The 24,910-nt window shown below is 72.7% G+C and carries 20 protein-coding genes; 12 read left to right on the top strand and 8 right to left on the bottom strand.

What is annotated here, in order from left to right; all coding sequences use genetic code 11:
* Positions 1-12 precede the first annotated feature (12 nt).
* Genes GA0070611_RS11800 through GA0070611_RS11790 form a run of 3 tightly spaced genes read left to right on the top strand, consistent with a single transcriptional unit; the run spans position 13 to position 10,293 of the window.
* Positions 13-3,456, top strand: coding sequence for a LamG domain-containing protein (locus GA0070611_RS11800; RefSeq protein WP_157740305.1), 3,444 nt, complete (start codon positions 13-15; stop codon positions 3,454-3,456).
* A 10-nt stretch (positions 3,457-3,466) separates the two neighbouring features.
* On the top strand, positions 3,467-9,763 hold the full coding sequence (locus GA0070611_RS11795) for an RHS repeat-associated core domain-containing protein (protein ID WP_091662535.1): 6,297 nt from the start codon (positions 3,467-3,469) through the stop codon (positions 9,761-9,763).
* The gene (locus tag GA0070611_RS11790) at positions 9,757-10,293 is read left to right on the top strand and encodes a hypothetical protein (protein WP_091662532.1); all 537 of its coding nucleotides are present in this window, start codon (positions 9,757-9,759) and stop codon (positions 10,291-10,293) included. Before GA0070611_RS11795 ends, GA0070611_RS11790 begins: the two co-directional genes overlap by 7 nt.
* Positions 10,294-10,340: 47 nt before the next feature.
* Here GA0070611_RS11790 and GA0070611_RS11785 read toward each other — a convergent pair whose 3' ends face one another.
* Positions 10,341-11,174, bottom strand: coding sequence for a helix-turn-helix domain-containing protein (locus tag GA0070611_RS11785; protein ID WP_091662529.1), 834 nt, complete (start codon positions 11,172-11,174; stop codon positions 10,341-10,343).
* Positions 11,175-11,261: 87 nt separating this feature from the next.
* Here GA0070611_RS11785 and GA0070611_RS11780 point away from each other — a divergent pair, with 87 nt between their 5' ends.
* Positions 11,262-11,942, top strand: coding sequence for an SDR family NAD(P)-dependent oxidoreductase (locus GA0070611_RS11780; protein WP_091662526.1), 681 nt, complete (start codon positions 11,262-11,264; stop codon positions 11,940-11,942).
* 67 nt (positions 11,943-12,009) lie between these two features.
* Here GA0070611_RS11780 and GA0070611_RS11775 read toward each other — a convergent pair whose 3' ends face one another.
* Together GA0070611_RS11775 and GA0070611_RS11770 are read right to left on the bottom strand one after the other, a co-directional pair.
* The gene (locus GA0070611_RS11775) at positions 12,010-12,879 is read right to left on the bottom strand and encodes a DNA-3-methyladenine glycosylase family protein (protein ID WP_091662523.1); all 870 of its coding nucleotides are present in this window, start codon (positions 12,877-12,879) and stop codon (positions 12,010-12,012) included.
* Between the two features lie 10 nt (positions 12,880-12,889).
* Positions 12,890-13,261 (bottom strand): VOC family protein, encoded by a 372-nt coding sequence (locus GA0070611_RS11770; RefSeq protein ID WP_091662519.1) that lies wholly within the window; start codon positions 13,259-13,261, stop codon positions 12,890-12,892.
* A gap of 63 nt (positions 13,262-13,324) precedes the next feature.
* On the opposite strand from GA0070611_RS11770, the gene GA0070611_RS11765 reads away from it, so the two are divergent.
* Positions 13,325-13,777, top strand: coding sequence for a MarR family winged helix-turn-helix transcriptional regulator (locus GA0070611_RS11765; RefSeq protein ID WP_091662516.1), 453 nt, complete (start codon positions 13,325-13,327; stop codon positions 13,775-13,777).
* Positions 13,778-13,822: 45 nt separating this feature from the next.
* Here GA0070611_RS11765 and GA0070611_RS11760 read toward each other — a convergent pair whose 3' ends face one another.
* Both GA0070611_RS11760 and GA0070611_RS11755 read right to left on the bottom strand, forming a co-directional pair.
* Positions 13,823-14,176 (bottom strand): cupin domain-containing protein, encoded by a 354-nt coding sequence (locus GA0070611_RS11760; protein WP_091662512.1) that lies wholly within the window; start codon positions 14,174-14,176, stop codon positions 13,823-13,825.
* Positions 14,177-14,283: 107 nt separating this feature from the next.
* Positions 14,284-15,216, bottom strand: coding sequence for an alpha/beta fold hydrolase (locus tag GA0070611_RS11755; protein ID WP_231921425.1), 933 nt, complete (start codon positions 15,214-15,216; stop codon positions 14,284-14,286).
* A 228-nt stretch (positions 15,217-15,444) separates the two neighbouring features.
* Here GA0070611_RS11755 and GA0070611_RS11750 point away from each other — a divergent pair, with 228 nt between their 5' ends.
* Positions 15,445-16,182 (top strand): alpha/beta fold hydrolase, encoded by a 738-nt coding sequence (locus GA0070611_RS11750; protein WP_231921424.1) that lies wholly within the window; start codon positions 15,445-15,447, stop codon positions 16,180-16,182.
* A 41-nt stretch (positions 16,183-16,223) separates the two neighbouring features.
* On the opposite strand, the gene GA0070611_RS11745 is transcribed toward GA0070611_RS11750, so the two are convergent.
* Entirely contained in the window at positions 16,224-16,760 is a 537-nt protein-coding gene (locus tag GA0070611_RS11745) for a hypothetical protein (protein WP_157740304.1), read from the bottom strand.
* A gap of 369 nt (positions 16,761-17,129) precedes the next feature.
* On the opposite strand from GA0070611_RS11745, the gene GA0070611_RS31510 reads away from it, so the two are divergent.
* The 4 genes from GA0070611_RS31510 (at position 17,130) to GA0070611_RS11720 (ending at position 20,474) form a co-directional block, all read left to right on the top strand.
* Positions 17,130-18,395 carry a barstar family protein gene (locus tag GA0070611_RS31510; RefSeq protein ID WP_231921423.1) on the top strand — a complete coding sequence of 422 codons (1,266 nt, stop codon included), beginning with the start codon at positions 17,130-17,132 and terminating at the stop codon, positions 18,393-18,395.
* Positions 18,396-18,469: 74 nt separating this feature from the next.
* Positions 18,470-19,267, top strand: a complete 798-nt coding sequence (locus tag GA0070611_RS11730; RefSeq protein WP_091662500.1) for a hypothetical protein — start codon at positions 18,470-18,472, stop codon at positions 19,265-19,267.
* Positions 19,268-19,521: 254 nt separating this feature from the next.
* The gene (locus GA0070611_RS11725) at positions 19,522-19,923 is read left to right on the top strand and encodes a hypothetical protein (protein ID WP_231921422.1); all 402 of its coding nucleotides are present in this window, start codon (positions 19,522-19,524) and stop codon (positions 19,921-19,923) included.
* A 101-nt stretch (positions 19,924-20,024) separates the two neighbouring features.
* On the top strand, positions 20,025-20,474 hold the full coding sequence (locus GA0070611_RS11720; protein WP_091662497.1) for a hypothetical protein: 450 nt from the start codon (positions 20,025-20,027) through the stop codon (positions 20,472-20,474).
* Positions 20,475-20,545: 71 nt separating this feature from the next.
* Here GA0070611_RS11720 and GA0070611_RS11715 read toward each other — a convergent pair whose 3' ends face one another.
* Both GA0070611_RS11715 and GA0070611_RS11710 read right to left on the bottom strand, forming a co-directional pair.
* Positions 20,546-21,067, bottom strand: a complete 522-nt coding sequence (locus GA0070611_RS11715; protein ID WP_091662494.1) for a hypothetical protein — start codon at positions 21,065-21,067, stop codon at positions 20,546-20,548.
* A gap of 114 nt (positions 21,068-21,181) precedes the next feature.
* Positions 21,182-22,234 carry a HEAT repeat domain-containing protein gene (locus GA0070611_RS11710; RefSeq protein ID WP_091662490.1) on the bottom strand — a complete coding sequence of 351 codons (1,053 nt, stop codon included), beginning with the start codon at positions 22,232-22,234 and terminating at the stop codon, positions 21,182-21,184.
* A gap of 106 nt (positions 22,235-22,340) precedes the next feature.
* Between GA0070611_RS11710 and GA0070611_RS11705 the strand changes: the two genes are divergently transcribed.
* Together GA0070611_RS11705 and GA0070611_RS11700 are read left to right on the top strand one after the other, a co-directional pair.
* Positions 22,341-23,642 carry a DUF1800 domain-containing protein gene (locus GA0070611_RS11705; protein ID WP_091662487.1) on the top strand — a complete coding sequence of 434 codons (1,302 nt, stop codon included), beginning with the start codon at positions 22,341-22,343 and terminating at the stop codon, positions 23,640-23,642.
* Positions 23,643-23,654: 12 nt separating this feature from the next.
* On the top strand, positions 23,655-24,893 hold the full coding sequence (locus GA0070611_RS11700) for a DUF1501 domain-containing protein (protein ID WP_091662483.1): 1,239 nt from the start codon (positions 23,655-23,657) through the stop codon (positions 24,891-24,893).
* Positions 24,894-24,910: the final 17 nt, after the last annotated feature.

The following is a 24,910-nucleotide window of genomic DNA, read 5'->3' as shown; positions in this document are numbered from 1 at the left end:
CTGCTGACAGGGGTGCTGGTCCTCGGAATCGGGCTGCCGGTGGCGGCGGGACCGGCGTGGGCCGCTCCCTCGCCCGATCGGGGCGGGTCGACGACGGCGGGGACGACAGGAGCGACCGGCTCGACCGGGGTGCTCGGGTCGTCGGGTCGGGATCCGCTGGCCGGCCCGGAGACCGAGGCCGCCGCGAAGGCGGCGCGGGGGGCCGGCAAGCCGGTGGAGGTGCTGGCCCGGCGGACCGAACGGGAGCGGCTGCTGGCCAACCCGGACGGGTCGTGGACCACGGAGATCTCGGCCGTGCCGGTGCGAGTACGCCGGTCCGACGGCTCCTGGACGCCGGTCGACACCACGCTGCGCCGGGTCGGCGATACGGTGACGCCGACCGCGCTCGGGATGGACGTACGCTTCCCCGCCGGCGGCGCCGGTCAGGCGGCCCGGGTCGCCTGGGGTGGCCGGGAGATCAGCTTGGGGCTGCCGTGGTCGCTGCCGGAGCCGGTGCTGGCCGGCGCCGAGGCGACCTATCGCGAGGTACTGCCGGGTGTGGACCTGGTGCTGACCGCGCTGCCGGAGGGCTTCTCCGAGGTGCTGGTGGTCCGCGACCGGGCGGCGGCGGCTAATCCGGCCCTGGCCGCGCTCCGCTTCCCGATGGCGGCGACCGGGGCGACGCTGCGGTCCCGCGGCGGTGGTTTCGTCGCTGTCGACGCGGCGGGTCGAGAGGTGTTCGCCAGCCCGTCGCCGCGGATGTGGGACTCCTCCGGTGACCGTGCGACCAGTCGGCAGCGGGCCGCGGTCGGCTCGTCGGCTCGTCGGCCGGGCGCGCCGGTCGCGGGGGACCGGCAGGCCGAGATGTCCCTGTCGGTCGCCGGGGACGCGCTGACCCTGGCCCCGGACGTGTCGATGCTGGCCGACCCGGCCACGGTCTTCCCGGTCTACGTGGATCCGTCGGTCAGCGGGACCCGCAACGAGTGGGCGATGATCTCCAGCGGCTTCCCGGACCAGGAGTACTACAAGTTCTCCGGCGACGAGGGCATGGGCCTGTGTGACGTGCAGACCGAGTCGACGTGTAGCCGCGACCAGATCAAGCGTCTGGTCTGGGAGTTCGGTATCCCGAGCACGGTCAGGGGCAGCCACGTGCTGGAGGCCACCTTCAAGGCGTATGAGACGTCCGCCTATGACTGCACGGCCGACGCGGTGCAGCTGTGGCGGACCAACTCGATCTCGTCGGCGACGAACTGGAGCAACCACTCGGGCGGCTGGTCGCAGCAGTTGTCGTCGGTGACGGTGGCCCGCAAGTCGGGCTGTTCACTGGGGGCCGGCTGGGTGGAGTTCAACGCCACCACCGGTGCCGATCAGGCCGCCGACGGCTCCTGGTCCACGCTGACCCTGGGCCTGAAGGCCGGCAGCGAGAGCAGCATGCCCGGCGGCTGGAAGCGGTTCCGCTACGACGCCGCGCTCTCCATCACCTTCAACCGGGCACCGGCCGTCCCGACCTCGCTGAGCGTCGAGGGGGCGGGCTGCGCCACCGGCACGGCCCGGCCGGTGCTGTCCAGCGCGACCCCGACCATGCGGGCCAAGGTCACCGACCCCGATCCGGAGACCGACCTGAAGGCCGCGTTCCGCTGGGAACGCTGGAGCGGCAGCGCGTGGAGCGCACTCGGCTCGGGCACCCAGTCGGGCCTGACCTCTGGCGGCACCGGACAGTACAAGATCGCATCCGGGCTGGTGGACAAGGGCGTCTACCGCTGGCAGGTTCAGGCCCAGGACCCGTGGTCGTACGAGGGCAGCTCCGGCACCGACAGCTCGGCCTACTCCGGCTTCTGTGAGTTCGAGCTGGATTTGGTCGGCCCGACGGTGGCGCCCGGGGTCGTCTCGACGGTGTACGGCACCGATCTCAACCAGTTCTACGGCGCGGTCGGACTGACCGCGAACTTCACCTTCACCGCGAGCGGCGTGGGTGACGTCTCCGGCTACCGGTGGGGCTGGTCCGATCCGCCCACCACGCTGGTCACCGCCCCGTCCCTGGGTGCCTCGGTGACCCTGGCGTTGACTCCGCCGCCGCCGAAGCCGGAGGACCCGACCTCGGGTGGGCTGACCACGCTCTACGTGGTCTCGGTCGACCGCACCGGACGGGCCAGCCCGATGGAGCCGTACGTGTTCAACCTCGGCTCGGCCACCCCCGAGGTGGGCCGGTGGCGGATGAACGAGCCGGCCGGCAGCGTCTCTCTGGGCGACAGCAACACCGTCGGCGGCCAGCGTGCGCTGACGCTGAGCAACGGCACGGCCGGAGTGCCCGGCCGGGTGTTGGACGGCCCGTCGGCCGCCGGCCCCACGGCGGTCCGGTTCAACGGCACCACCGCCTCCGCGACGACCGCCGCGCCGGTGCTGGACACCAGCAAGAGTTTCACTGTCTCGGCCTGGGCGAAGCTGAACACGCTCAGCGTCAATCAGGCGGTGCTCTGCCAGGACGCGGTCTACAACTGCGGCTTCGCCCTGGAGTACATCAGCGGCACCGGGTGGGTGCTGGACATGTACGGCGCCGACCAGAGCAGCCCGGTGGTGATCCGGGCGTCCTCCGCGAAGGCCGTCGTCGGCAAGTGGACTCACCTGGTCGGGGTCTACGACGCGGGCACCAGGCAGACCCGGCTCTACGTCAACGGGGTGCTGGCCGGCAGCGCCGCCCACGCCGGGGCGTGGAACACGACGAAGAACATGATCGTTGGACGGGCCCGCTACAACAGCACGGCGAACAACTGGTTCAACGGCGACATCGCCGATGTCCGGGTGTGGAACCGGGTGGTCTCCGCGCCCGAGTTGGCCCCGATGGCCGCCGACCTGGCCGGCCGCTGGCGACTGGACGCGGGTGAGTTCGACAGCGCCCCCTACGGCCGGGACCTGACCAACAACAACGGGGTGGCCTGGATCGAGGACCGCTACGGCGTACCTGACTCGGCGGCCACCTTCAACGGGACCAACCAGTTCCTGGTCAGCGCCGGCCCGGCGGTGCGGACCGACCAGTCGTTCACGGTGGCCGGCTGGGTGCGCTGGACCGGCGGGGGTGGCGCCCGCACCGCCCTGGCCCAGGACGGGGTGACCATCTCCGGCTTCTATCTGGGCTGCCGGACCGACACCACGTCCTACTGGTCGCTGCTGACCCGGTCGGCCGACGGCACCAGCAGCAGTCCGGCCTACGCCAACGGCGGCACCTGTGTGGACGGGGACTGGGTGCACGTGGCCGCGGTCCGCGACGTGGTGGCCGGACAGGTGCGGCTCTACCTCGACGGGACGCTGGTGAGCACGACGAACACCACCTTCCCGGACTGGCAGGCCAACGGCGGGTTCACCGTCGGCCGGGCCAGGTGGAGCGGCGTGCTGGCCGACTTCTGGACCGGTGACATCGACGACGTACGTGCCTACGCCGGAGCGCTGCCCGGCTCCGAGATCGCCAAGCTGGCCGGCTGAGAGGACACCGATGAGGATCCTGACAACCACGGGTGCCCGGTGGTCCCGGCTGCTGGCCGGGGTGATGAGCGGCATCCTGGTCACCACCCTGTTGAGCTCGGTGCCGGCGGCCGCCGCGATTGCCGGGTACCAGCGGCTGCACGCCCAGGCCGATTCGTCGGTACCCGGCACGGCCGTCGCGCCCGGCCCCGGTCCCGGACGGGCCACCACCGGCCGGCCGTTCAGCGCCCCCGCCCCGGTGTGGCCGGCCGGCGGCGTCGCTGAGCTGACCCCGGGGCGCAGCACCGCACGCAGCGCGGACGCTGCGGCCCCGCCGATGTCCCGGGTCGGTGGTCTGCCGCTGAGGATGGACTCGACCGGTCCTAGTGGCCGGGCGGCCGCCGCCGACGCGCAGGCCGGCTCCGGGCCGGTCCGGGTGGAGGTGCTCGACCGGACCCGGTCCCGGGCCGCCGGCGTCGACGGGGTCGTGCTTCGGCTTGGTCCGACCGGCGGGCCGGTGCGGCTCGGCATCGACTACACCGCCTTCCGCTACGCCTACGGCGCCGACTGGGCCCACCGGCTGCGGCTGGTCTCGCTCGCCGACCGCAGGGCGTTGCCGACCCGCAACGACGCCCGGGCCGGGGTGCTGACCGCCGACGTCGACCTGGCGGCCAGCACGCTGGTGGCGCTGGCGGCGGCCCCATCGGGCAGCACCGGTGACTTCGGCGCCACCGACCTCAAGCCGTCGGCCACCTGGCAGGCGGGGGACAACTCGGGCGGCTTCACCTGGACGTACCAGCTTGGTGCGCCGCCGTCGTTGGACGGCCCGCAGCCGGTGGTGGAACTGGGCTATTCGTCGGCCAGTGTGGACGGCCGGATGGCGGCCTCGAACAACCAGCCGTCCTGGATGGGTGAGGGCTTCGAACTCGGTCCCGGCGGTTTCATCGAGCGCCGCTACAAGGCATGTCGTAAGGACGGTGGCAACGGTGCCGGGGCCGGCGCGAACAGCGGTGACCTGTGCTGGAAGACCGACAACGCCAGCCTGATGCTCAACGGCCAAGCCACCGAGCTGCTCAAGGGCAGTGACGGGAAGTGGCACGGCCGCACCGAGAGCGGGTACCGGATCGAGCGTTTCACCGGCGGCGCCAACGATGACAACGACGGTGAGTACTGGGTGGTCACCGCCACGGACGGTACGCAGTACTGGTTCGGCCGGGACCGGCTACCGGGCTACACCGCAGGCGCGGCGGAGACCAACTCGGTCTGGACGGTGCCGGTGTACGGCAACCAGTCCAACGAGCCGTGCAATGCGACCCAGTGGTGCCAGCAGGCCTACCGGTGGAACCTCGACTACGTGGTCGACCCGTTCGGCAGCACGATGTCGTACTGGTACAAGAAGGAGACCAACAAGTACGCCCGCAACCTGCAGGGGTCATCGCTGACGGGCTACGAGCGGGGCGGCTACCTCGATCGGATCGACTACGGCACCCGCAGCACCACCGCCTACGGCACCGCCCCCATGCAGGTGCAGTTCGGCGTCTCGGACCGGTGCCTGGCCAACTGCACCACGAAGAACGCCACCACCTGGCCGGACACCCCCTGGGACCAGGAGTGCACCGACTCGTCGTGCCTGGTGGGTTCGCCGACGTTCTGGACCGGCAAACGGCTGACGTCGGTGAAGACGCGGCTCTGGACCGGTTCGGGCACCACCTACCGAGACGTCGACTCGTGGACCTTCACCCAGTCGTTTCCCGATCCGGGCGACACCACCCGTGCTGGCCTTTTCCTCAACCGGATCTCCCACGCCGGCCTGGTCGGCGGCAGCACCGCCGTACCGGACATCACCTTCACCGGCGTGCAGCTGTCCAACCGGGTCGACGCGCTCGACTGGGCGCCGGCGATGAAGTGGTGGCGGGTGGCCTACATCGACACCGAGTCCGGCTCCCGGATCGGCGTCTCCTACTCCGCTGAGGACTGCGTGAAGGGCAGCCGGATGCCGTCGGCGCCGGAGTCGAACACGCTGCGCTGCTATCCGGTGCGGTGGAAACCGCAGGGCTACTCCGCACCGATCACCGACTACTTCCACCGCTACGTGGTCACCCAGGTGACCGAGACGGACCTGGCGCTTCCCTCCGACGCCCGCTCGGCCCGCATGATCACCGCCTACGACTACGTCGGCGCGCCCGCCTGGCACTACACCGACGACGACGGCCTGATCGACGAGGAGGATCGGACCTGGTCGGTGTGGCGCGGCTACGAGCGGGTGCGCACCACCCAGGGCGATCCGGGGGAGCAGACCCGTACCGAATCGCTCTACTACCGCGGCATGGACGGCGACAAGCTGCCCACCGGGACCCGGTCGGCCACCGTGCAGGCGTCCGAGGGCGCGGCCGTGACCGACGACGACGCCTACGCCGGCATGGTGCGGGAGAAGCTGACCTACAACGGTCCGGGTGGGTCGCTGGTCTCCGCCACGATCTACGACCCGTGGCAGTCGGCGCCCACCGCGTCGCGGACCATCGGTGGTGTCACCGTGAACGCCCGGTATGTGGACACCGCGGCCGAGCGGAGCCGGACGGCCCTGGACGGCGGCCGAGGTTGGCGGCGGACCACGGTGAACAACACCTTCGACGGGTACGGCATGAAGACGAAGGTCGAGAATCTCGGGGACACCACCCGCACCGACGATCAGCAGTGCACGCTCACCACGTACGTGCGCAACAGCACCGACTGGCTCATGTCGTACCCGAGCCGGGTGCGCACCCTCGGCGTGGACTGCACCGCGGCGGCCGGCACGCTGACCGAGGCCGACGTGATCGCGGACGAGTACACCAGCTACGACCAGCAGGCCCGGGGGGTCGCTCCGACCAAGGGCGCGGTCAGCCGGACCGAGAAGCTCACCACCTGGCCGGGCACCTACGTGACCACGGCGCGGGCCACGCACGACGCCTACGGCCGGCCGACCCAGCAGTGGGACGTGCGGGGCAACCTGACCACCATCGCCTACACGCCGGCCAGCGGGGGGCCGGTCACCCAGACCACGCAGACCAACCACCTCGGCTGGGTCACCACCACCACGGTGGAACCGGCCTGGGGAGCCCGGACCGCGGTCGTGGACCCCAACGGCAAGCGCACCGATGTCACCTACGACGGTCTGGGCCGGGTCACCGGCGTGTGGAACCCCGGCCGGGACAAGGCCGGCGGCAAGACCGCGAGCGTGACGACCTCGTACACGGTGCGAAACAACGGGCCGACGGTGGTGACCACGTCGAAGCTGAACGCCAGCGGCGGTTACACCACTAGCCACGCCTTCTTCGACGCCCAGCTGCGGCCCCGGCAGACCCAGGCGCCGGACGTGCCGGCCGCCGGCGCCAATCAGGGCCGGATCCTCACCGACACGCTCTACGACAGCGTTGGTCGGGTGGTGAAGAGCAACGACAAGTACGTGGCCGACGGCGCTGCGGGCACGACCCTGTTCCTGCCCCTGCCGGACGGGCAGATCCCGGCGCAGAACCAGACCGTCTTCGACGGCGCGGGTCGGGCCACCGCGGTGATTTTCCTGGTCAACGGGGTGGAGAAGTGGCGTACCAGCACCGGGTACGGCGGTGACCGCACCGACGTCACCCCGCCGGGCGGCGCCCCGGCCACCTCGGTGGTGACCGACGCGTACGGGCGGGTGGCGGCCCAGCGGCAGTACCACGGCGCTACGCCCACCGGCACGTACGACGAGACCCGGTACGGCCTGGACCGCAAGGGGCAGTTGGCCACGGTGACTGACCCGGCCGGGAACCAGTGGACCTACGGTTATGACCTGCTGGGGCGTCGGACCACCGCGGACGACCCGGACAAGGGGCTGACCACCGAGGTCTTCAACGCCGCCGGTGACCTGCTGAGCAGCACCGACTCGCGGGGCGAGAAGCTGGCCTACACCTATGACAGCCTCGGTCGTAAGACCAGCGTGCGCGACGACACCGACACCGGGCCGAAGCGGGTCGAGTGGAGCTACGACACGATCACCGTGGGCACCACGGTCACCTCGGTCAAGGGGAAGTTGGTCAGCTCGACCCGGTGGGTCGGTGCCGACGCCTTCGTCGACGAGGTGACCGGGTACACGGACCTCTACCAGCCCACCGGCCGGAAGATCACCATTCCGGCGACGTCGGCGACGACCGGGGTCTCCGGCAGCTACAGCTACGTGTACGGCTACCGCGCGGACGGATCGCCCGCCACCAGCCGGCTGCCCGGGCTGGGCGGGCTGGCCACCGAGACACTGACCCTGGGGTACAACAGCCAGGGCCTGCCGAACACGTTGAGCACCAATCTTTCCAGCACCGGGGACGACGTCTTCTACGTCAACGGCACCAGCTACACCCGCTACGGCGAGTTGGGCGTGCTCGGACGCCGCTACGACACCGGCAAGATCGTCGACACCGGCTCCTACTACGAGGTCGGGACCCGTCGGCTGAGCCGGATGCTGAGCACGCGGGAGACCGCGCCGTCGCTGGTGGCGGACGTGAACTACAGCTGGGATCCAGCCGGGAACGTGACCCGGGTCGCCGACGTGGCGGCCGGGGACACCCAGTGCTTCGGCTACGACCGGCTGCGCCGGATGACGGAGGCCTGGACTCCGTCTGACGGCGACTGCGCCGCCGCGCCCAGCCAGGCCGCGCTCGGCGGACCGGCCCCGTACTGGCAGTCGTTCAGCTACGACGCGGTCGGCAACCGGACGAGCGCGACCAACCGCACCAAGACCACCAGCACCAGCACCAGCTACCACTACCCGGCGGCCGGGACGGACCAGCCGCATGCGCTGGACTACACCCAGACCGGTACCACCACCGCCGACTACGCCTACGACAGCACCGGCAACACCCGTACCCGGCCGGGTGCCACGGGCACCCAGACCCTGACCTGGGACGCCGAGGGCCGGATGGCGTCGAGCGCGGACAACACCGGGACGACCACCTACATCTACGACGCGGACGGCAACCGGCTGCTGCGGGCCGACCCGGCAGGCCGGACGCTCTACCTGCCGTCGCAGGAGCTGCGGTACACCACCGCCACCACTGTGAAGGCCGGCACCCGTTACTACACCCACGACGGGCAGACCGTCGGCATGCGTACCGGGGGCGGGCTGACCTGGTTGGTCAACGACCGACACGGGACGGCGCAGGCATCGGTCGCCGCCGATAGCCAGGTGGTGACCGTGCGCCGACAGACCCCCTTCGGCGAGGCCCGGGGCGCCAACCCGAGCTGGCCCAACGACAAGGGTTTCGTCGGCGGCACCAACGACAACACCGGCCTGGTCCACCTGGGCGCCCGAGACTACGACGCGGCGATCGGCCGGTTCGTCTCGGTCGACCCGATCATCGACCACAACGATCCGCAGCAGTTGCACGGTTACGTCTACAGCAACAGCAACCCGATGACCTTCAGCGACCCGGACGGGCGGCTCTGCATCTTCTGCCTGATCGTGGCGATCATCAGCTATGTCGTGTCGGTGATCAGCTCCGCCTCCTCCGGCGGAGGATCGTCGTCGGGTGGTGGCGGCTCCTCTGGTGGCGGTTCCTCTGGCGGCGGTGGATCCTCGGGCGGCCGGGGCGGCTCGGGTGGACACCCGTCACCGGCACCGCCGCCGCCGAAGCCGACGCCCAAGCCGACGCCCGCACCGGTGCCGACCCCCGCCCCCTCGCCAGGTGTCTCACCCGCCCCCACCTGCACGACCGGCTGCGGCGTGGGTGTGGTGGAGATCCTCATCAGCATGGCCATCCAACTGGCCACGCTTCAGGCCAGGCTCGCCGCGGAGAAGATCGAGCAGGCCACCAAGGCGATCATCAAGGGGGTGAACACCGTGGAGACCGCCAAGCAGCGGGCCGCCCAGACGGTCGTCGCCGGGTATCTGAACACCATGCGACCGGTTGCCCGGTTCTGGGGGCACAACGTGGTCGGCACCCTGGCCCAGGCCCAGCCGAGCTGGCTGCGCGACGCCCAGGCCCAGACGACCGGCCTGGTCGTCGCGGGGATCTCGAAGATCAGCGGCGGCACCTGCACGATGCAGGACGGTCTGCGGGTCTGTCGGGGCGGGGGAGGCCCACTGTCCCAGCGCGGCGGCACCACCTACGGCACCACCTTCCTCACCGACGATCCGGGACCGGTCTCGGCCACCACGGTTGCCCACGAGAAAGAGCACGTGGCCCAGTGGAAGAAGTACGGTAACGTCTTCGGCTACATGTACACCCTGGAGAACATCTGGGTGGCGAACGACCCGTGCCGCAACCGGTACGAGGTCGCGGCCGACGCCAAGGGGAAGTCGTACAGCCAATGCTGAATCGCGGGCGGCGTCGGTGCTGGCTGCTGGCGGGGCTGCTGCTCTGCCTCAGCCAGGTCGGCGCCGCCTGCCAGCCCCCGCCGCCCCCGGACTACCAGATCGGGTTCGTGCGCCTCGGTGACCGGCTGGCCGTCTACACCCCGATCTGTCCCGGCGACACCGTGCGGGCGATCCAGGTGCACGCGGTTCCGCCGCCGGGAAAGAGCGGCAACTCGGTGCTGCTCTGGGAGGCGGCGGACCCGGTCGGCACGGGTCCGGCAGGAACGGACACCCGCGACGGCTTGATCGTCCTCGGGGCTGGCTTCGGCACCGTCCGGCAAGCGCCGCCGGCGCAGTTCGGCTCCACGCTCTCGGTCGCGGTGGACACCGCGGACGGGCGGACGTACTCCGACGCGGTCTCGCTGCCCGAGCAGGTGGCACAGTTCCCGGCGGGTACTCCGCTGGCGAAGCTCTCCTTCAACACCGACGACGGTCAGGTCAGCTACGACACGCTGCGCGCCCACTTCGAACGGGAGATCACCTGTCGCTGATCGGCGAACGCCCAGCCGTGCCGGCGGACCACGCGCCGACCGCACGGTCAGCGGATCCACGCCTCCCGACCGGCGACCCGGAGCAGCGCGAGTCTGGAGGCGTCCGGCGAGCCGGGAGCGACCGTGTAGACGACCACCCGCAGATCGCCCCCGGGCACGGTGAGGACGTCGCAGTCGACATCGATCGGCCCGACCGGGGTCGACGTCACGGTCTTGCGGCTCGACCGGTGCCGCGCGACATGGGCCTGACCCCAGCGGCGCCGGAAGTCGGGGGACTCCGCGCGCAGGCGATCGACCAGCGCCGTGAGTCCAGGGTCGTCCGGATACCGGCCGGTGGCCTCGCGCAGGTCGGCGGTCAGATCGGCGGAGAACTCCTCGGCGTGCTGGTCGTCGAACTCGATCACCCCGGGGCCCCGCACGAAGTGACGCCAGGCGACGTTGCGTTCGAGTCCGTCGTGGCCGTCCGGATCTCCCGTCAGCGCGGCCCAGAGCGGATTCCACCACAGCGGGTCCCAGGCCGCGGAGTGCACGGCGATCGGCACGTCGCCCAGCCGGTCGAGCAGGCGCTGCACGCCGGGGGTGAGGTGCTGGGACACGAGCCCCTGAGCGGGTACGGCGGCGCCGCCGACCCGGTACAGGTGGTCCCGTTCGTCGTCGGTGAGACGCAGCGCGCGGGCGAGCGCGCCCAGCAGCTGCGGCGACGGGTGCCGCGCCCGGCCCTGTTCGAGTCGTACGAGGTACTCGACGCTGACGCCGGCGAGCAGCGCGAGTTCCTCGCGGCGCAGGCCGGGCGTGCGCCGTCCCGTGCCGGCGGGTAGCCCCGCCGCCTGGGGGCTGAGTCGGTCGCGCCAGGCCCGCAGCACGTCGGCCAGTTCGTCCACCCGGGCAAGTATGCCCCGGTCGGTGGCGGCGAGCCTGGTACCGGCAGGGCATACCCACGCCGGCGCGGTGGCGCTCAGGGTGGAGGCATGACGACGACACTGATCACCGGAGCCAACCGCAGCCTCGGCCTGGAGACGGCCCGCCGGCTCGTCGAGGCCGGCCACACCGTGTACGCGGGGATGCGCGACCTCGGTCAGGGTGACGCGGCGACCTCGGTCGGCGCCCACCCGGTCCAGCTGGACGTGACCGACGACCGGTCGGTCACGGCGGCGCTCGCCGCGCTGCCGGAACTGGACGTGCTGGTGAACAACGCCGGCATCCTCGGCACCACCGACCGCGTCGACGACCTCGACGCGGCCGCCATGGCAACCGTGCTGGACACGAACGTCGTCGGCATCGTCCGGGTCACGCAGGCCGCGCTCCCGCTGCTGCGCCGCTCCGCGAACCCCGTCATCGTCAACGTCGCGTCCGGGGTCGGCTGGCCCCGTTTCCTCCAGGACCCGCGGCACGACGAGTACCCGGTGCGCACCGTGCCGTACGCCGCGTCGAAGGCGGCTGTCGTCGCCCTGACCGTGCAGTACGCCAAGAACCTGCCGCAGATGCGGGTGAACGCCGCCGACCCCGGTTACACGGCCACCGACTTCAACGGCCACAGCGGCCACCAGACGGTCACCGAGGGCACGGATGCCACCGTGGCCCTGGCGACCGTCGGCCGGGACGGACCGACGGGCGAGTTCCACCACCGGGCCGGCCGCATCGCCTACTGACCGAGCCCTGGCGCAGGTCGTGGGCCGCACCGGGCGGGCCGGCGCTCCGGCCGCCGGTGTCCCGCCCTCAGCCGGAGCGGCGGGACCCGCCGATCTCGTGGGTGCGCTGCTCCCGCAGGGCGCGCAGCAGCACCGCGGCCCAGGTGCGGTACGGGCGCCAGCCGTCGGCCACCTGGTCGGGGGTGGTCTGCGGCCCGTACCTCTCGGCCACCTCGGCGAGCAGTCGCTTGTCGTGGCGGGGGAGCGCGTCGGGGTGGTTCGCGCCACGGAGCACGACGAGTTCCGCGGCGAAGGGCCCCAGTCCCTTGACGGCCTGGACGGCGGAGATCGCGGCGTCGGCGTCCAGGCCCCGCAGGTGCTCGCCGGTGAGCAGGCCGTCGAGGGCGGCGTCGGCGACGGCGTGCAGGTACTCGGTCTTGCGGCCGGGCAGGTCGAGGTCGAGGCGGCGCAGCCGCGCCGGCGCGGGGAAGGTGCCGTCGCGGCCGTGTCGCCGGACGAGTTCGGCGCGCAGGCCGGTGGCCTGGATGATCCGGATCCGTTGGGAGAGCACCGCCCAGCAGGCCGCCTCGTACGGTGAGTGGAAGCCGCACGGACGCAGGCCCGGCAGCTGCCGCTGGGCCGCACCGATCACCGCATCGCGCTCGCCCACGACGGGCCAACCGGTCGCGTCGATGTCGAGGGCCAGGAACCGGGCGGTCTGCGCGACGGCGGCGTCGAGGTCACCGGTGCCGGTCACGGTGATCTCGGCGGTGTCCCGGTGCTGCCGGACCGACGCCGTGGCGGGGGTCCAGTCCCGCTCGGTGAGGAACGTGCTGCCGAGCACCCCCGCGTCGTCGTGCTCGGGAAGGGCGGCCGGGGCGAAGCCCTCCCAGAACTGTCGGGAGATGGCCAGCGACCAGGGGCCGGCGACCTGTCGCCGGGCGGTACGCCGGGTCATGTCGCCGCGCTCAGTTCTGGTCGTGGACGGTGATGGCGTACCCGTCCGGGTCGCGGAAGGTGAAGGTGCGGCCGAACGGGCCGTCGGCGGGCGGGGCGACGATCGGTACGCCGGCGGTGACCAGCTCGTCGTGCAGGGCCTGGGCGTCGTCGGCGCGCAGCCACAACGCCACTCCGGTGCCGGGCCCGGGCTGGGCGGCGTCGAGGTCCACGCCGGGCAGGGGTGCCCGGACGGCGAACGGGACCGGCCGGGTCGCGAAGACGACCGCGCCCGGCGGGCCGGCCGGGGCGCGACGCAGGCCGAGCCGGGTCTCGTAGAAGGTGGCCGCGAGCTGGACGTCGCGGACCTGCAGGGCGATGAAGTCGGGCCCGGAAACGGTCATGGTCTTCCCTCCGTAGCGGATGTCAGAGTGCTGACACCGGGAAGTGTATGTCAGACTACTGACATGCAGAAGGGCGACGTGGACCTGGATCTCTCGGTCGGCTACGCGCTGAAGCGTGCCGCGGTGGCCCTGCGGGCGGCCATGGAGCGGGAACTGCGCTGCGTGGGGCTCTCCGTGCCGCAGTACGCCTGCCTGCGGCTGCTCGGGCACGGCGGCGGTCTGTCCGGCGCCGAACTGGCCCGGGGGGCGTTCGTCACCCGCCAGTCGATGCACGTGCTGCTGCGGGGTCTGCAGGACCGTGGACTGCTCACCCGGGCCGCGACCGCGCCGCGGGGCCGGGCGCTGCCCGTCGAGCTGACCGAGTCCGGTGTGGAGGTGCTCGCCCGAGCCGACGAGATCGTGGCCGGTGTCGAGGGGCGGATGACCTCCGCGCTCTCGGCCGACGCCCGCCGTCGCCTCCGTGACGACCTGGCCGCCTGCGTCGACGCGCTGGGTGAGCCGGAGGTGGAGAGCTGAGCGCCGGGCCGGAGCCGCGGGACCGGCGCCGGCCGGCGAACGAGATCAATGGCACTGGGTCACCAGCGGCTCGTTCTCGTCGACGAAGTAGGTCGACAACATCCTGGTGGTGACGTCAGGAGTGATGTTGCGGGCGTTGTGCACCACTCCGGGCGGGATCAGAAAGGGCTGTCCGGCGTGGATGGTCAGCGTGGGGCGGTCGTCGAACTCCATGGCGACCGTGCCGTGGATCAGGTACCCGACCTCCTCCCCGGGGTGCCGGTGCCGACCGGACGCCAGGCCGACGGGGATCTCGAAGAGCGTCTGGACGATCAGCCGGCCGGGCACCGAGGCGGGATGCCGTTGCAGCTCGGTACGCCGGACGGTCGGTGCCTCGGCCACGCCGGGACGGTGCGCCATGACTACCTCCTACGGATCGACGGTGCCAGGCCCGCACCGGGGCATCGACGATGCCCGGTGGGCCGGCGAGGAAACGTGCGGGAACCGCCCGACCTGCGGTACTGGCGTCAGGCCGGGTGCGGGCGACGCTCGCGGTGGAGCGTGGTGCTGACTTCCCGTACGGCGGCGACGAACGCGTCCGGTGCCTCCTGCGGCAGGTTGTGGCCGGCACCGGGGACCTGGTGGTGCGCCCGCGGGCCGACGAAGTGCGCGGCGCTCGCGCCGCCGTCGGTCGCCGGGAAGTTGCCGTCGGCCGTGCCGTCCAGCGTCACGGCCGGTACCGGGATGGTGGGCCGGGTGGCGAGTCGGGCCTCCAGCCGCGCGTACCGGGGATCACCGTCGGCCAGACCCAGCCGGTGCCGGTAGCCGTGCACGACCACGTCGACGTAGTCGGGGTTGCCGAACGCCTCGGCGGCGCGGTCGAGGGTGGCGGCGTCGAAGTGCCACCTCGGGGAGTTCCGGCGCCAGATCACCTCCGCCACCGCCCGCGCGTCCCGGGCGAGGCCCGCCCGCCCCCGCTCGGTGGCGAAGTAGAAGAAGTACCAGAAGCCCGCCTCCAGGTCGGGGCGCAGCGGCCGGCCGGCCGAGGCGATGTCGAGGATCTGGTAACTGTTGACCGACACCAGCCCGGCGCAGCGCTCCGGCCACACCGCCGCCACGATGCAGGCGGCCCGCGCACCCCAGTCGTAGCCGGCCAGCACCGCCGGGGGCAGGTCCAGGGCGTCGAGCAGGGCGTGCAGGTCCGCGCCGAGGGCCGCCTGCTGTCCCGACCGGAGCCCGGCCGGGGTGCGGAACCGGGTCGGTCCGTGACCGCGCAGGTACGGCACGATCGTGCGGAAGCCCTCCGCCGCCAGCCGGGGCGCCACCTCGACGTAGCTGTGCACGTCGTACGGAAAGCCGTGCAGCAGGACGACGGGTGGGCCGTCGGCGGGGCCGAGCTCGACGTACCCGACGTCGAGTTCTCCGGCGACCACGTGCCGGATCGGGCCGAGGCGGTTCACGGCTGCCGTCCGCCGCGGCGGACCGGACATCTGAGCGTCATCGACCCGTACTCCCGTCCTGTCGCCGGAACCCGGCGGCGCCCGCGCGCCACCCGGTGGCGGCGTACCCGGCGGTGGGGCCGCCATTCGTCCGCCGCAGCGGTGCGGCAGCCGACCGGGAGCGGTTGATCCGGAGCCGGGCGGGAATGCGGCGGTCGAGTCCCTGACCGCGATGGAAGGAACCTCGCGATGACCAGCATGACCTCCGGCGGCAACGGCAACCCGACCGTCGCCCTGGTGCACGGTGCGTTCGCCGACAGCTCCGGGTGGAGCGGTGTCGTCGAACGCCTCCAGGCCGCGAACGTCCCGGTGAAGGCGGTGCCCAACCCGCTGCGCGGAATCGAGGAGGACGCGGCGTACGTCGCGTCCGCCCTGCAGCAGACCGATGGTCCGGTGCTGGCCGTGGGCCATTCCTACGGGGGAGCGGTGATCACGAACGCAGCGGCCCGGGCGGACAACGTGGTGGGTCTCGGCTACGTCGCCGCGTTCGCCCCCGACGAGGGCGAGACGCTGATGGCGATCGAGGGCGACTCCCACGACAGCGTCCTCACCTCGTCGCTGAACGAGGTGAAGTACCCGACCGAGCGGGGGATGGAGACGGAGTTCCTGATCGACGCGGCGAAGTTCCACGACGCGTTCGCCGCCGACGTCCCCGAGCGGGAGGCGCAGGTCATGGCGGCCACCCAGCGGCCGGTGTCCTCGCTGGCGTTCTCTCAGCCGACCGGGTCGCCCGCCTGGCGGGACCGACCGGTCTGGTCCGCCGTCGCCACCGGCGACAAGGCCGCCGGCACCGATGTGGTGCGGATGATGGCCGAACGCGCCGACGCGTCGATCACCGAGATCGACGGTTCCCACGTCATCATGGTCAGCCAACCCCAGGCGGTCACCGACATGATCATGCAGGCGCTGGACGGCGTCCGCAGGTGAGCTGAGCGGTCCGCCGCCCCGGCCGGTCGGGCCGGGGCGGCTCACCCCGCGCTTCCCCAGGTCAGGGCTGATTCCTGCTCGCCGGTGTAGGGCAGCCACACGAAGCCGGTCGTGAAGGGCGTGAAGGCCGCACCACGCATCCCGGGCAGGACGTCCTCGGCCAGCACCAGGCCCGGCAGGGCTCCGCTCCGCAGCTCGTCGGCCCACTCCTGCCGCAGCTCGGCGGGATCGGTGAACGCCTCGGGATCCCAGCCCACCCGCGCGGCGCGGTAACCGGTGAAGCCGGCGAGCAAGCGGTACAGCTGATGGCCGAGGCCGGTCAGCTGCGGGGCCGACAGCCGTACGGGTTCGTGCTCCTGATCCAGCGCCACGCCCCAGCCGACGCCGACCGGAATGACGCTCATCAGCAGGTACGGCGAGCCGTCGAGGCCACGCGCGCGCCCGAGCAGCGGCTCGTGCAACCGGACGTCCCGGCCGCCGGCAACCAGTGGTGGCGCGCCGACGACGCGGCGGTGCGCGGCGCGAGCCGCGATGTCGTCGTCGCCGAAGTTCACCACCAGTTCGAACACGATCGCCATGCTCCACCGATCCGAGAGAGAACTGCTCCGCCGCCACACCGGCCACGGCGGTCCACATCGGAAGTATCGCTCGCCGGTCCCGGTGGGCGACGCTGCGTCACGCAGACGTGGACCTCGCGTGGCATCACCTACCACGTCGAGCTGAGTTCACCCGCGTCCGCCGAAGACCTCGCCGGGCTGCTGGATTGGGTCGACGAGGTGGCCGAGATTACGCGGGCGATCCGGGCCGGCGCCACGGTGCGCCGAGGCTGACCCGTCTCCCGCCGAGAAGCGGGTGACGGAGACCGCCCGACGCCTGAGCGTCGATGCCGCAGCCGGGCCGGCTCCGTGCGCACCCCCGGGCGCCGGTGATCCCGATAGGGTCACGGCGTGACGACGAGCGCCGGATCCGAGGCCGACAGTGCGCCGCGGAAGCAGCGGCACCCGACACCGGAGCGCCCGGCCGTCCCGCGGTGGCGGCTGCTCGGCGACGTCGGGTTCGACAGCTGGTACGAGGACGAGGTTCCCCTGGGGGTGTGCGCCGAGATCGACGGACTCTTCGTCGACCTGCCTCCCCGGCCGCGGGAACGGTTCACCCTCCTCGGGTGCGCGCCGGACGGCGCGCTCGCCGACCTGCTCGACCGGCTGCCCGCCGAGGCCCTCGGCACCGACCGGGCCTGGCTCGGTGACCTCGCGTTGACGGAGCCCGAGCCGTCGCCGTCGTGGTCGGGGGAGTACCTCGGCGACGTGGTCGTGCTCGGGCACCGGCCGAGCCGCACCAGGCCGGGAACCGTGGACGTCGACCTCGACGGCCTGCTGCACGTCTACGACCGCACGGACGCCGCGGTGCGTCCCGGCGCCGTCACCCAGTTCGTTCTGCTGGGCGGGGACGGGACCCGGTACGGCGTCTGCCAGGACGTCACCGGTGTGTTCCGGGAGCGGGGCGCACCGCCGGTGCCGCAGGTCCGGCTGCTCGGCTGCCGACCGCAGGCGCCCCTGCTGGCCGCGATGGACGCGGTCGGGCAGTCGACGAAGGCCGGTCTGCGTCGACGCCGGATCCGCGCCGAGGTGCACAGGATCGCCGCCGACGGCACCTCGTACCGGGTGATCGGCGCGGTGGTCTCCGGCACGGTCGCGGCCGTCGCGCCGTCACCGCTCGGTGGCGGGTCGTTCGACGTGACCGTGGACAGCGACCCACAGGAACCACTGCCCACCGCAGTCCTCGACATCCTCACGCGCTGGCACGACGGGCCGCCCGCCCGCAGGAACATGTGGTCCGGCTACGACCGGGAGCTGCGGCACCGGTGGCTCATGGTCGCAGCCGCCCACCAGAGCGTCGTGCCGGACCGGCCGGCCGGCACCACGTACGACCTCGACGGCCGGTTCGTCACCGACATCGACGGGTTCTACTGCGCGATCGGCGAGGCGATCAACGGCCCGGGCGGATACTTCGGCGGCAACCTCGACGCCCTCGACGACGGCCTGCGGGGTAGGTCCGGCGCGGCGACACCGTTCCGACTGGTGTGGCACGACTCGACGGTCGCCCGGGAACACCTCGTCGCCGGCTACGACCGGCGCAGACTCGCACCGGCCGTGACCCTCGGGTACCTGCTCGGCATGTTCGCGGACCACCACGTGCAGGTCGAGCTGCGGTGAGCCCGGCGATCGCCACCGGCGCGGCGAGCGTCCCCCGGTCGGGCGGGGGGAAACAGCGACGAGAAGGAGACGATGTGTCCCACTGGGACGACCTGCTCGGTCACGCCTTCGGGCTGCTGCTCGGCCAGCCGCTGGCGGAGTTCGACCCGGCGGGGACGTACGCGGTCTTCCACTACGACGACGAGACCGCCGGCGAGGTGCTCGAGGACCTCGATCCCGCGGAACTCGTCGCCGACGTCGACGGAAGATCAGGAGACAACGGCGGTGACTGGCTCTACCCGGGCCGCTGGGTGCCCGACCTGGCCAGGTCGGCATTCGTCGCCACGGACGTACGGCCCGCCGCGCTCCAGCCGCTGCTGACCGTCCCGACGGACGACGGCCGGGCCATGGTGTGGGGCCGGGACCTCGGCCGGGCGCTACAGGCCGGCTCGTTGAGTCTCGACGAGCTCACTCCCGACGGCTACCGGCGGTATCCCCATCTGCTCCTGCGGCCCCGGACGGACGGCTCGCTGCTGGACGCGATGCGGGCGGCGACGTGGACGATGAGCGCTCCGGACGGCCTGTGCGACATCGGTGACAGCCTCGTCCGGCACGGGTACGTCGAGCCCGGGGCGAGTGTGGTCGACCCCCGCTGGGAGTCGGCCCTCGACCAGGTCGGCGACGATGCGCTGCGACGGCACCTTCGCGGACTGTGCCTGGACGCCAGGTGGGCACGTAGTGCCGGCGGGTACTACCTCGGCCCCGGTGAATGCCCGGGCGACTTTCTGCCGATCGCCGACCTGCCGGGCAGCCGGGTGATCGCCGGCTGGGAGTTCGGTGAGGGCCAGGGCGCCACCGTCGTCGTGCTCCTTGACGAGCCTCACGACCGGTAGCGGTGGAGTGCCGGCGGGCATGGCTGACCTGCCAGTCTGGTCGGCGTCCGCCTCCGCCACCCGCCCCCCTCCGCCCGGCGCATCGTCGTCGCCGTGACGACTCGATCTCCCCGGGATCGTACGGATGTGCCGTGTTCGCCTTCGGCGTGACGGACGGGGTGGCGGCAGCAGGCGGGGTCAGGCACGGTGATCCGATGGATGCCGCGGTTGTTCTGGTGCACGGCCCATCGGTGGGTCCGTCGACGTGGGCGCCGGTGGCGGCGAGGCTGCGGGCCTCGGGGGCGGTCACGGTGGTGCCTCCGCTGCTCGGGGTGGCGGACGCGGGACCGCCGTTCTGGCCGTCCGTCGCGGAGACCGTCGGCGGCTCCATCGGCGGGCTGCCGCGGTGGACGGCCTGGTGGGACGAGTCCGACGTCGCACCGATGTTCCCGGATCCGCAGACCCGGCGGGTCGTGTCGGCCGAGCAGCCACGCCTGCCGTTGAGCTACTACGAGCAGAAGGTTCCCGTGCCGGACGGCTGGGACGACGCGGCGTGCGGGTATCTGCTGTTCGGTCCGCCGTACGAACAGGCCGCGCAGGACGCGCGGGAACGCGGCTGGGACGTCGACCACGTTCCCGGACTCCACCTGCATCAACTCGTGGATCCGGACAGGTGACCGCGCGCATCGTCGCCATGGCTGATCGGTGGTGCCCGCCGGCCGGCTCACCGCGGCGATGAGGGTCGCGGTCGGCGCTGATCGCCGTTAGTGTTCGCGCCGTGAACCTCATGATCGACGAGAGCAGTCGTCAGGTGCGGCAGTTCGTCTGCCCGTGCTGCGACACGGATGCCGACCGGACGTGGGCCACCATCCACCGGGACGGCACCGCTCTCGCCGTCTACTTCGCGAGCTGCTACCACCACCACGGGATCCATGAGGTCTGGATCGACGCCATCCTGGGAAGCTGGGGCCAGGACCGCTTCGACGACCACCTCACCTTCGGCTGCCGCGTCGGTCCCGTGGACGACTCCCCGATGCCTGCCGCGACCCTGGTCAACGGTGGGGAGGTCGCCGGCGACAGCCCGATCTTCGGTCGGAAGCTGAGCCGGGAGGACGGGTTGAGGCACCCTCGCCTCCCGGAGTTCTGGCAGGTCGTCGACCTGATCCTGGAGCAGGACGACCTCGTGCACCGTCATCTGTACGGTCCGGCGGCACCGCACGGCGGATAGCCGCGCCCGCTCGGCGGGGCCTCCGGGTCGACGCCCGCCGCGGCACCCCTGGCCGGTGCCGGCCCGGGGCATCAGTCGCCGGAGTACCCGTGGAAGTGGATGTGGCCGGGTCGACCGTCGTGGTAGCTGATCACGTAGGACCCGACCCAGCGCTCGCGCGGGCTTCCGCCGGCCTTCATCCATTCCTCGACCTGATCCGCCGACGGCGTCGTACGGCCGAAGGCGTTGATCAGTTCCTCGCTGGTCAGCGGGGACACCGTGGCGAAGCCGGGCCGGTGGGACACGCCGTTGACCATGTCGATGATCGAATGTGTCCCGGAGTGCGGTTGCGCGGCGACCAGGGTGTCCGGGTCGACGGGCACGGGACGGCGTCTGCGCTCCCGCCAGTCCTCGATGATCGCCTCGGTGAGGCCGTCGTCGTCCTCCCGCGGATCCAGCCCCGCCCGGAACTCCTCCTCCGTCAGGTCCAGGTCGACGTCGGGGGACTCCCGGTAGTACTCGCCACGGTCGTAGACCTCCTGACGCAGCTGTCGGAGGGCGGCGCCCACGTCGTCCCGATGGACCACCGTGTACCGCCACTGCGAAGCGCCCACCGGATTCCCTTTCCTCGGTCGATCGTCAGGACGGCATTGTGCCGATGGCGGGCGACACTTTCCGGTCCGTGCGCCGGGCTCACCGGCGGGAGGACGACCGCAGTGCCTCGTCCCTCACCGGCCGGCGTAGGCGCGGAGCCCGTCGTGGGTGGTCGGCAGGCCGTGCTGGCGCAGCGGCCCCTGCGGCCCCGAGGAGCCGAACACCTGTGGGTGGTCGACGAGCCAGCCGACCACCGCCTGCTGCGCCGCGGTCAGTTCCGCGAAGGCGCGGCCATGGTCGGCTTCCATCCGCGGAAACGCCCGGCCCAGCACCACGTTGAAGTGGTTGTGCCAGTTCGACGTGGGCTGCTCGGCGATCACCGGGGCCGGCGTCTCGTCCCCGGCCAGCTGTGCCCACGCCATTGCCGCCGCCCAGCTCAGGTGGGGGTCGGAGCCGGCGAGATTCCTGTCGAGCAGCTCCGCGACGGGTGGCGTCACCGCGCCGCCCAGCAGTCCCAACGCGACCAGCGCCGTTTCCACTGTCCGCACCGGGCGCTCGTCGTCGGCGGCGATGTCGAGCAGGTGGGGGCGGATCGCCGTCAGCTCCTCCGGGAACCAGGCGAGGGCATGGATCGCCTCCCCGACCACCTCGGGGTCCCCGTCGGCCAGGCAGCTCACCAGCAGCGGGACGCCGGCCCGGACGGCGTCGTACGTGGCGAGCGCGTGCCGGGTCTCGACCAGGCGCCGCTCCGGCACGGTGAGCGGAAACGGCTCGCGTCGTCCCGCGCTGACGGCCTCGTGCCAGTCCGTCAAGGCCTGCGACCAGCGGCGCCAGGTCTGCTCGGTAACCTGGGCCACCCGGTTGCGGGTCTCGGCGACTCGGAAGCCGCCGACGGGCAGCGCGGACGGCGGATGGCCCACGGCCAGGCAGGACAGCAACTGGACGAGCTCGTGCCGGGCCGGCGTGGCGGGATCCGCCAGCAGGTCGAGCAGGAACGGGACCGCGTACGCGCTGGCCTCGTAGCGGGTGCCCTGGTGGTAGACGGTGCCGTACAGCTCGTACAGCGCCGCCGCACGGACCTCGTCGTCGGCGGACCGCAGGTCGCGGAGGAGGCCGGGGACGTCCTCGGCGCTGCCGTACGCATGCGTCAACGACGCCCAGTCGATGCCGTCCGGATCAGGTCGCACCCGCCGGATTCTGCCCGAGGCGCGCCCACCCCGACACCCTGGGTCCGGACGATGTTCGCATCGCGTCCTTACCCGCCCCGAACGTGGACGGTCTAGCGTCGGAGCAATGACGGAACGGGAAGCGGTGGCGCACCTGCTGCGGCGGGCCACCTTCGGGCCGACCGCCGACGAGGTGGACGCCGCCGAGCGGGCCGGCTACGACGTCACCCTGGACCGGCTGCTCGCCCCGGACGGAGCGGACCGGGGCGCGGCGGGCACGCCGGTGCCGGCCCTCGGCCCGGACCCGGCGGCGCAGCTCGGCAAGGGTGCCGCCCGGGAGCAGCGCCAGCAGGCCAACCAGCGGCGCCGGGCGCAGGTGACGGCGCTGACCGGGTGGTGGCTGGCGCGGATGGTCGCCGCCGAGCACCAGTGCCGGGAGAAACTGCTGTTCTTCTGGCACGGACACTGGGCGACCAGCGTGCAGAAGGTCCGCTCGGCCCCGCTGATGCTGCGCCAGCTGGAGACGCTGCGGCGTACCGGCCCGGGACCGCTGGCGCCCCTGGTGGAGGCCATGGTGCGCGACCCGGCGCTGATCCTCTGGCTGGACGGGCAGCAGAACACCCGCCGGGCGCCCAACGAGAACCTGGCCCGGGAGCTGATGGAGCTGTTCACCCTCGGCATCGGCGGTGGCTACACCGAGGCGGACGTGAAGGAGGGCGCGCGGGCGCTCACCGGCTGGACGGTGGACCGGGGCACCGGCACGGCCCGCTTCGTCCCGCGCCGGCACGACCCCGAGCCGAAGACCATCCTCGGCCGGCGGGCCCCGTTCGACGCGGCGTCGTACGCCCGGCTGCTGGCCGCCCGTCCGGAGGCCGCGCGGTTCGTCGCCGGCCGGCTCTGGTTCCGGTACGCCGGAACGCACGAACCGCCACCGGCGGACCTGGCCGGCCCGGACACCGTCACCACGCTGCGGCGCGTCCTCACCGCCCCGGCCTTCGCGGCGACCCGGGGCACCCTGGTCAAGCAGCCGGTGGAGTGGCTGGTCGGCGCGGCCCGGCAGCTCGGGGTGCAGCCGTCGGCGCTGCCCGAGCAGACCCGGAAGCGGTTGCTCGCCGGGCTGAACGCCCTGGACCAGGTGCCGCTGCGGCCGCCGAGCGTGGGCGGCTGGCCGGCCGGCACCGCCTGGCTGACCACCTCGTCGCTGCAGGCCCGGCTGCGGACCGCCGGGGTGCTGGTCGCGGCGGCCGCGCCCACGGTGCTCGCCCGGCTCACCGCCGCGCCGCCGGCCGGCCGGGCGGACGCGCTGGCCCGGCTGCTGGTGGTGGACGGCTGGAGCGAGCGCACCCGGACGGCCCTGACGCCGCTGGCCGGGGAGCCGCGCCGGCTGCTGGTGGCCGGCCTGGTCAGTCCCGAGTACGTGGTGAGCTGAGAGGAGCGAGTCGTGGACGTCCTGACCCGACGGCGGTTCCTGGTGGCCAGTGGCGTGGTCGGCGCGACCGCGCTGGCCGCCGGTGCCGGCGCGTACCGGTTCGACGACCTGCTGGACACGGCGGGGGAGCGCGACCCGCAGGCCCGCACGCTGGTCCTGGTCACCCTGTACGGCGGTAACGACGGCCTGAACACGGTGATCCCGTACGCCGACCCGGCCTACCGCGACGCCCGCCCGGAGCTGGCGTACCCGGCCGAGGCGGTGCGGCGGCTGGACGACGCGTTCGGCCTGAACCCGGCCCTGACCGGGCTGCACAGGCTCTACGGCGAGGGACGGCTGGCGGTGGTCCGGGGTGTCGGCTACCCGAAGCCGGACCGCAGCCACTTCCGGTCCATGGACATCTGGCACACCGCCCAGCCGGAGCGCCCCGGCACCACCGGCTGGCTGGGCCGGTGGCTCGACCACGCGGGCGCCGACCCCCGGCTGGCGGTCTCCTTCGAGCCGGCCCTGCCGCCCCTGCTGGCCGGCGAGCAGGGCGCCGGCGCGTCGGTGCCGGTCACCGAACGTACGGCGGCCAAGGGCCTGGCCGACCCGACGCTCGCCGCGCTCGCGGCCGCCGCGCCGGGCGAGTCGCCGGCCCGGGCCCGCGCCGCGGCCTGCTTCGCCGACCTGCGCTCCGTCGACGAGATGATCCAGCGGGTACGCGACGACGACGCCCCGGAGCAGGACAGCGACGACGACGCGGCGCCGGCCACCGCGACCGGCGGTGCCCGCACGCCGCTCGACGCCCAGCTCGACCTGGTCGCCCGGTGTGTCGAGGCGCAGGTGTCGACCCGGGTCTTCTCGGTGTCGCTGGGCGGCTTCGACACCCACGCCGACGAGAAGCAGCTCCAGGAGGTGCTGCTCGGGCAGCTGGACCGGGCGCTGAGCCGCTTCGCCGACCGGATGGCCGGCACCGAGGCCGGCCGGAAGGTGGTGGTGGCGGTCTACTCGGAGTTCGGTCGCCGGGTCCGGGCCAACGGCTCCGACGGCACCGACCACGGCACCGCCTCGAACGTGCTGCTGCTCGGCGGCGCGGTGCGGGGCGGCCTGCACGGTACGCCGCCCAGCCTCACCGACCTCGACGACGGAGACCTGAAGTTCACCACCGACTTCCGCGACGTCTACGCCACCCTGCTCGACGAGGTGCTGGACACCGATCCGGGTGCGGTGCTGGCCGGTTGGCGAGGCCGCCTCACCGGCGTGCTCTGAGCGCGGGTCCACGGTGG

Origin of the sequence: Micromonospora auratinigra (assembly GCF_900089595.1) — a bacterium.
Lineage (GTDB): Bacteria > Actinomycetota > Actinomycetes > Mycobacteriales > Micromonosporaceae > Micromonospora > Micromonospora auratinigra.
This window is presented reverse-complemented; position numbering and strand designations above follow the sequence as displayed.

Coding starts and splice junctions, on each gene's coding strand:
- GA0070611_RS11770 (WP_091662519.1), bottom strand. CDS start 13,261: ATGACCGTTTCCGGGCCCGACTTCATCGCCCTGCAGGTCCGCGACGTC.
- GA0070611_RS11765 (WP_091662516.1), top strand. CDS start 13,325: ATGCAGAAGGGCGACGTGGACCTGGATCTCTCGGTCGGCTACGCGCTG.
- GA0070611_RS11795 (WP_091662535.1), top strand. CDS start 3,467: ATGAGGATCCTGACAACCACGGGTGCCCGGTGGTCCCGGCTGCTGGCC.
- GA0070611_RS11705 (WP_091662487.1), top strand. CDS start 22,341: ATGACGGAACGGGAAGCGGTGGCGCACCTGCTGCGGCGGGCCACCTTC.
- GA0070611_RS11745 (WP_157740304.1), bottom strand. CDS start 16,760: ATGGCGATCGTGTTCGAACTGGTGGTGAACTTCGGCGACGACGACATC.
- GA0070611_RS11780 (WP_091662526.1), top strand. CDS start 11,262: ATGACGACGACACTGATCACCGGAGCCAACCGCAGCCTCGGCCTGGAG.
- GA0070611_RS11775 (WP_091662523.1), bottom strand. CDS start 12,879: ATGACCCGGCGTACCGCCCGGCGACAGGTCGCCGGCCCCTGGTCGCTG.
- GA0070611_RS11790 (WP_091662532.1), top strand. CDS start 9,757: ATGCTGAATCGCGGGCGGCGTCGGTGCTGGCTGCTGGCGGGGCTGCTG.
- GA0070611_RS11750 (WP_231921424.1), top strand. CDS start 15,445: ATGACCAGCATGACCTCCGGCGGCAACGGCAACCCGACCGTCGCCCTG.
- GA0070611_RS11760 (WP_091662512.1), bottom strand. CDS start 14,176: ATGGCGCACCGTCCCGGCGTGGCCGAGGCACCGACCGTCCGGCGTACC.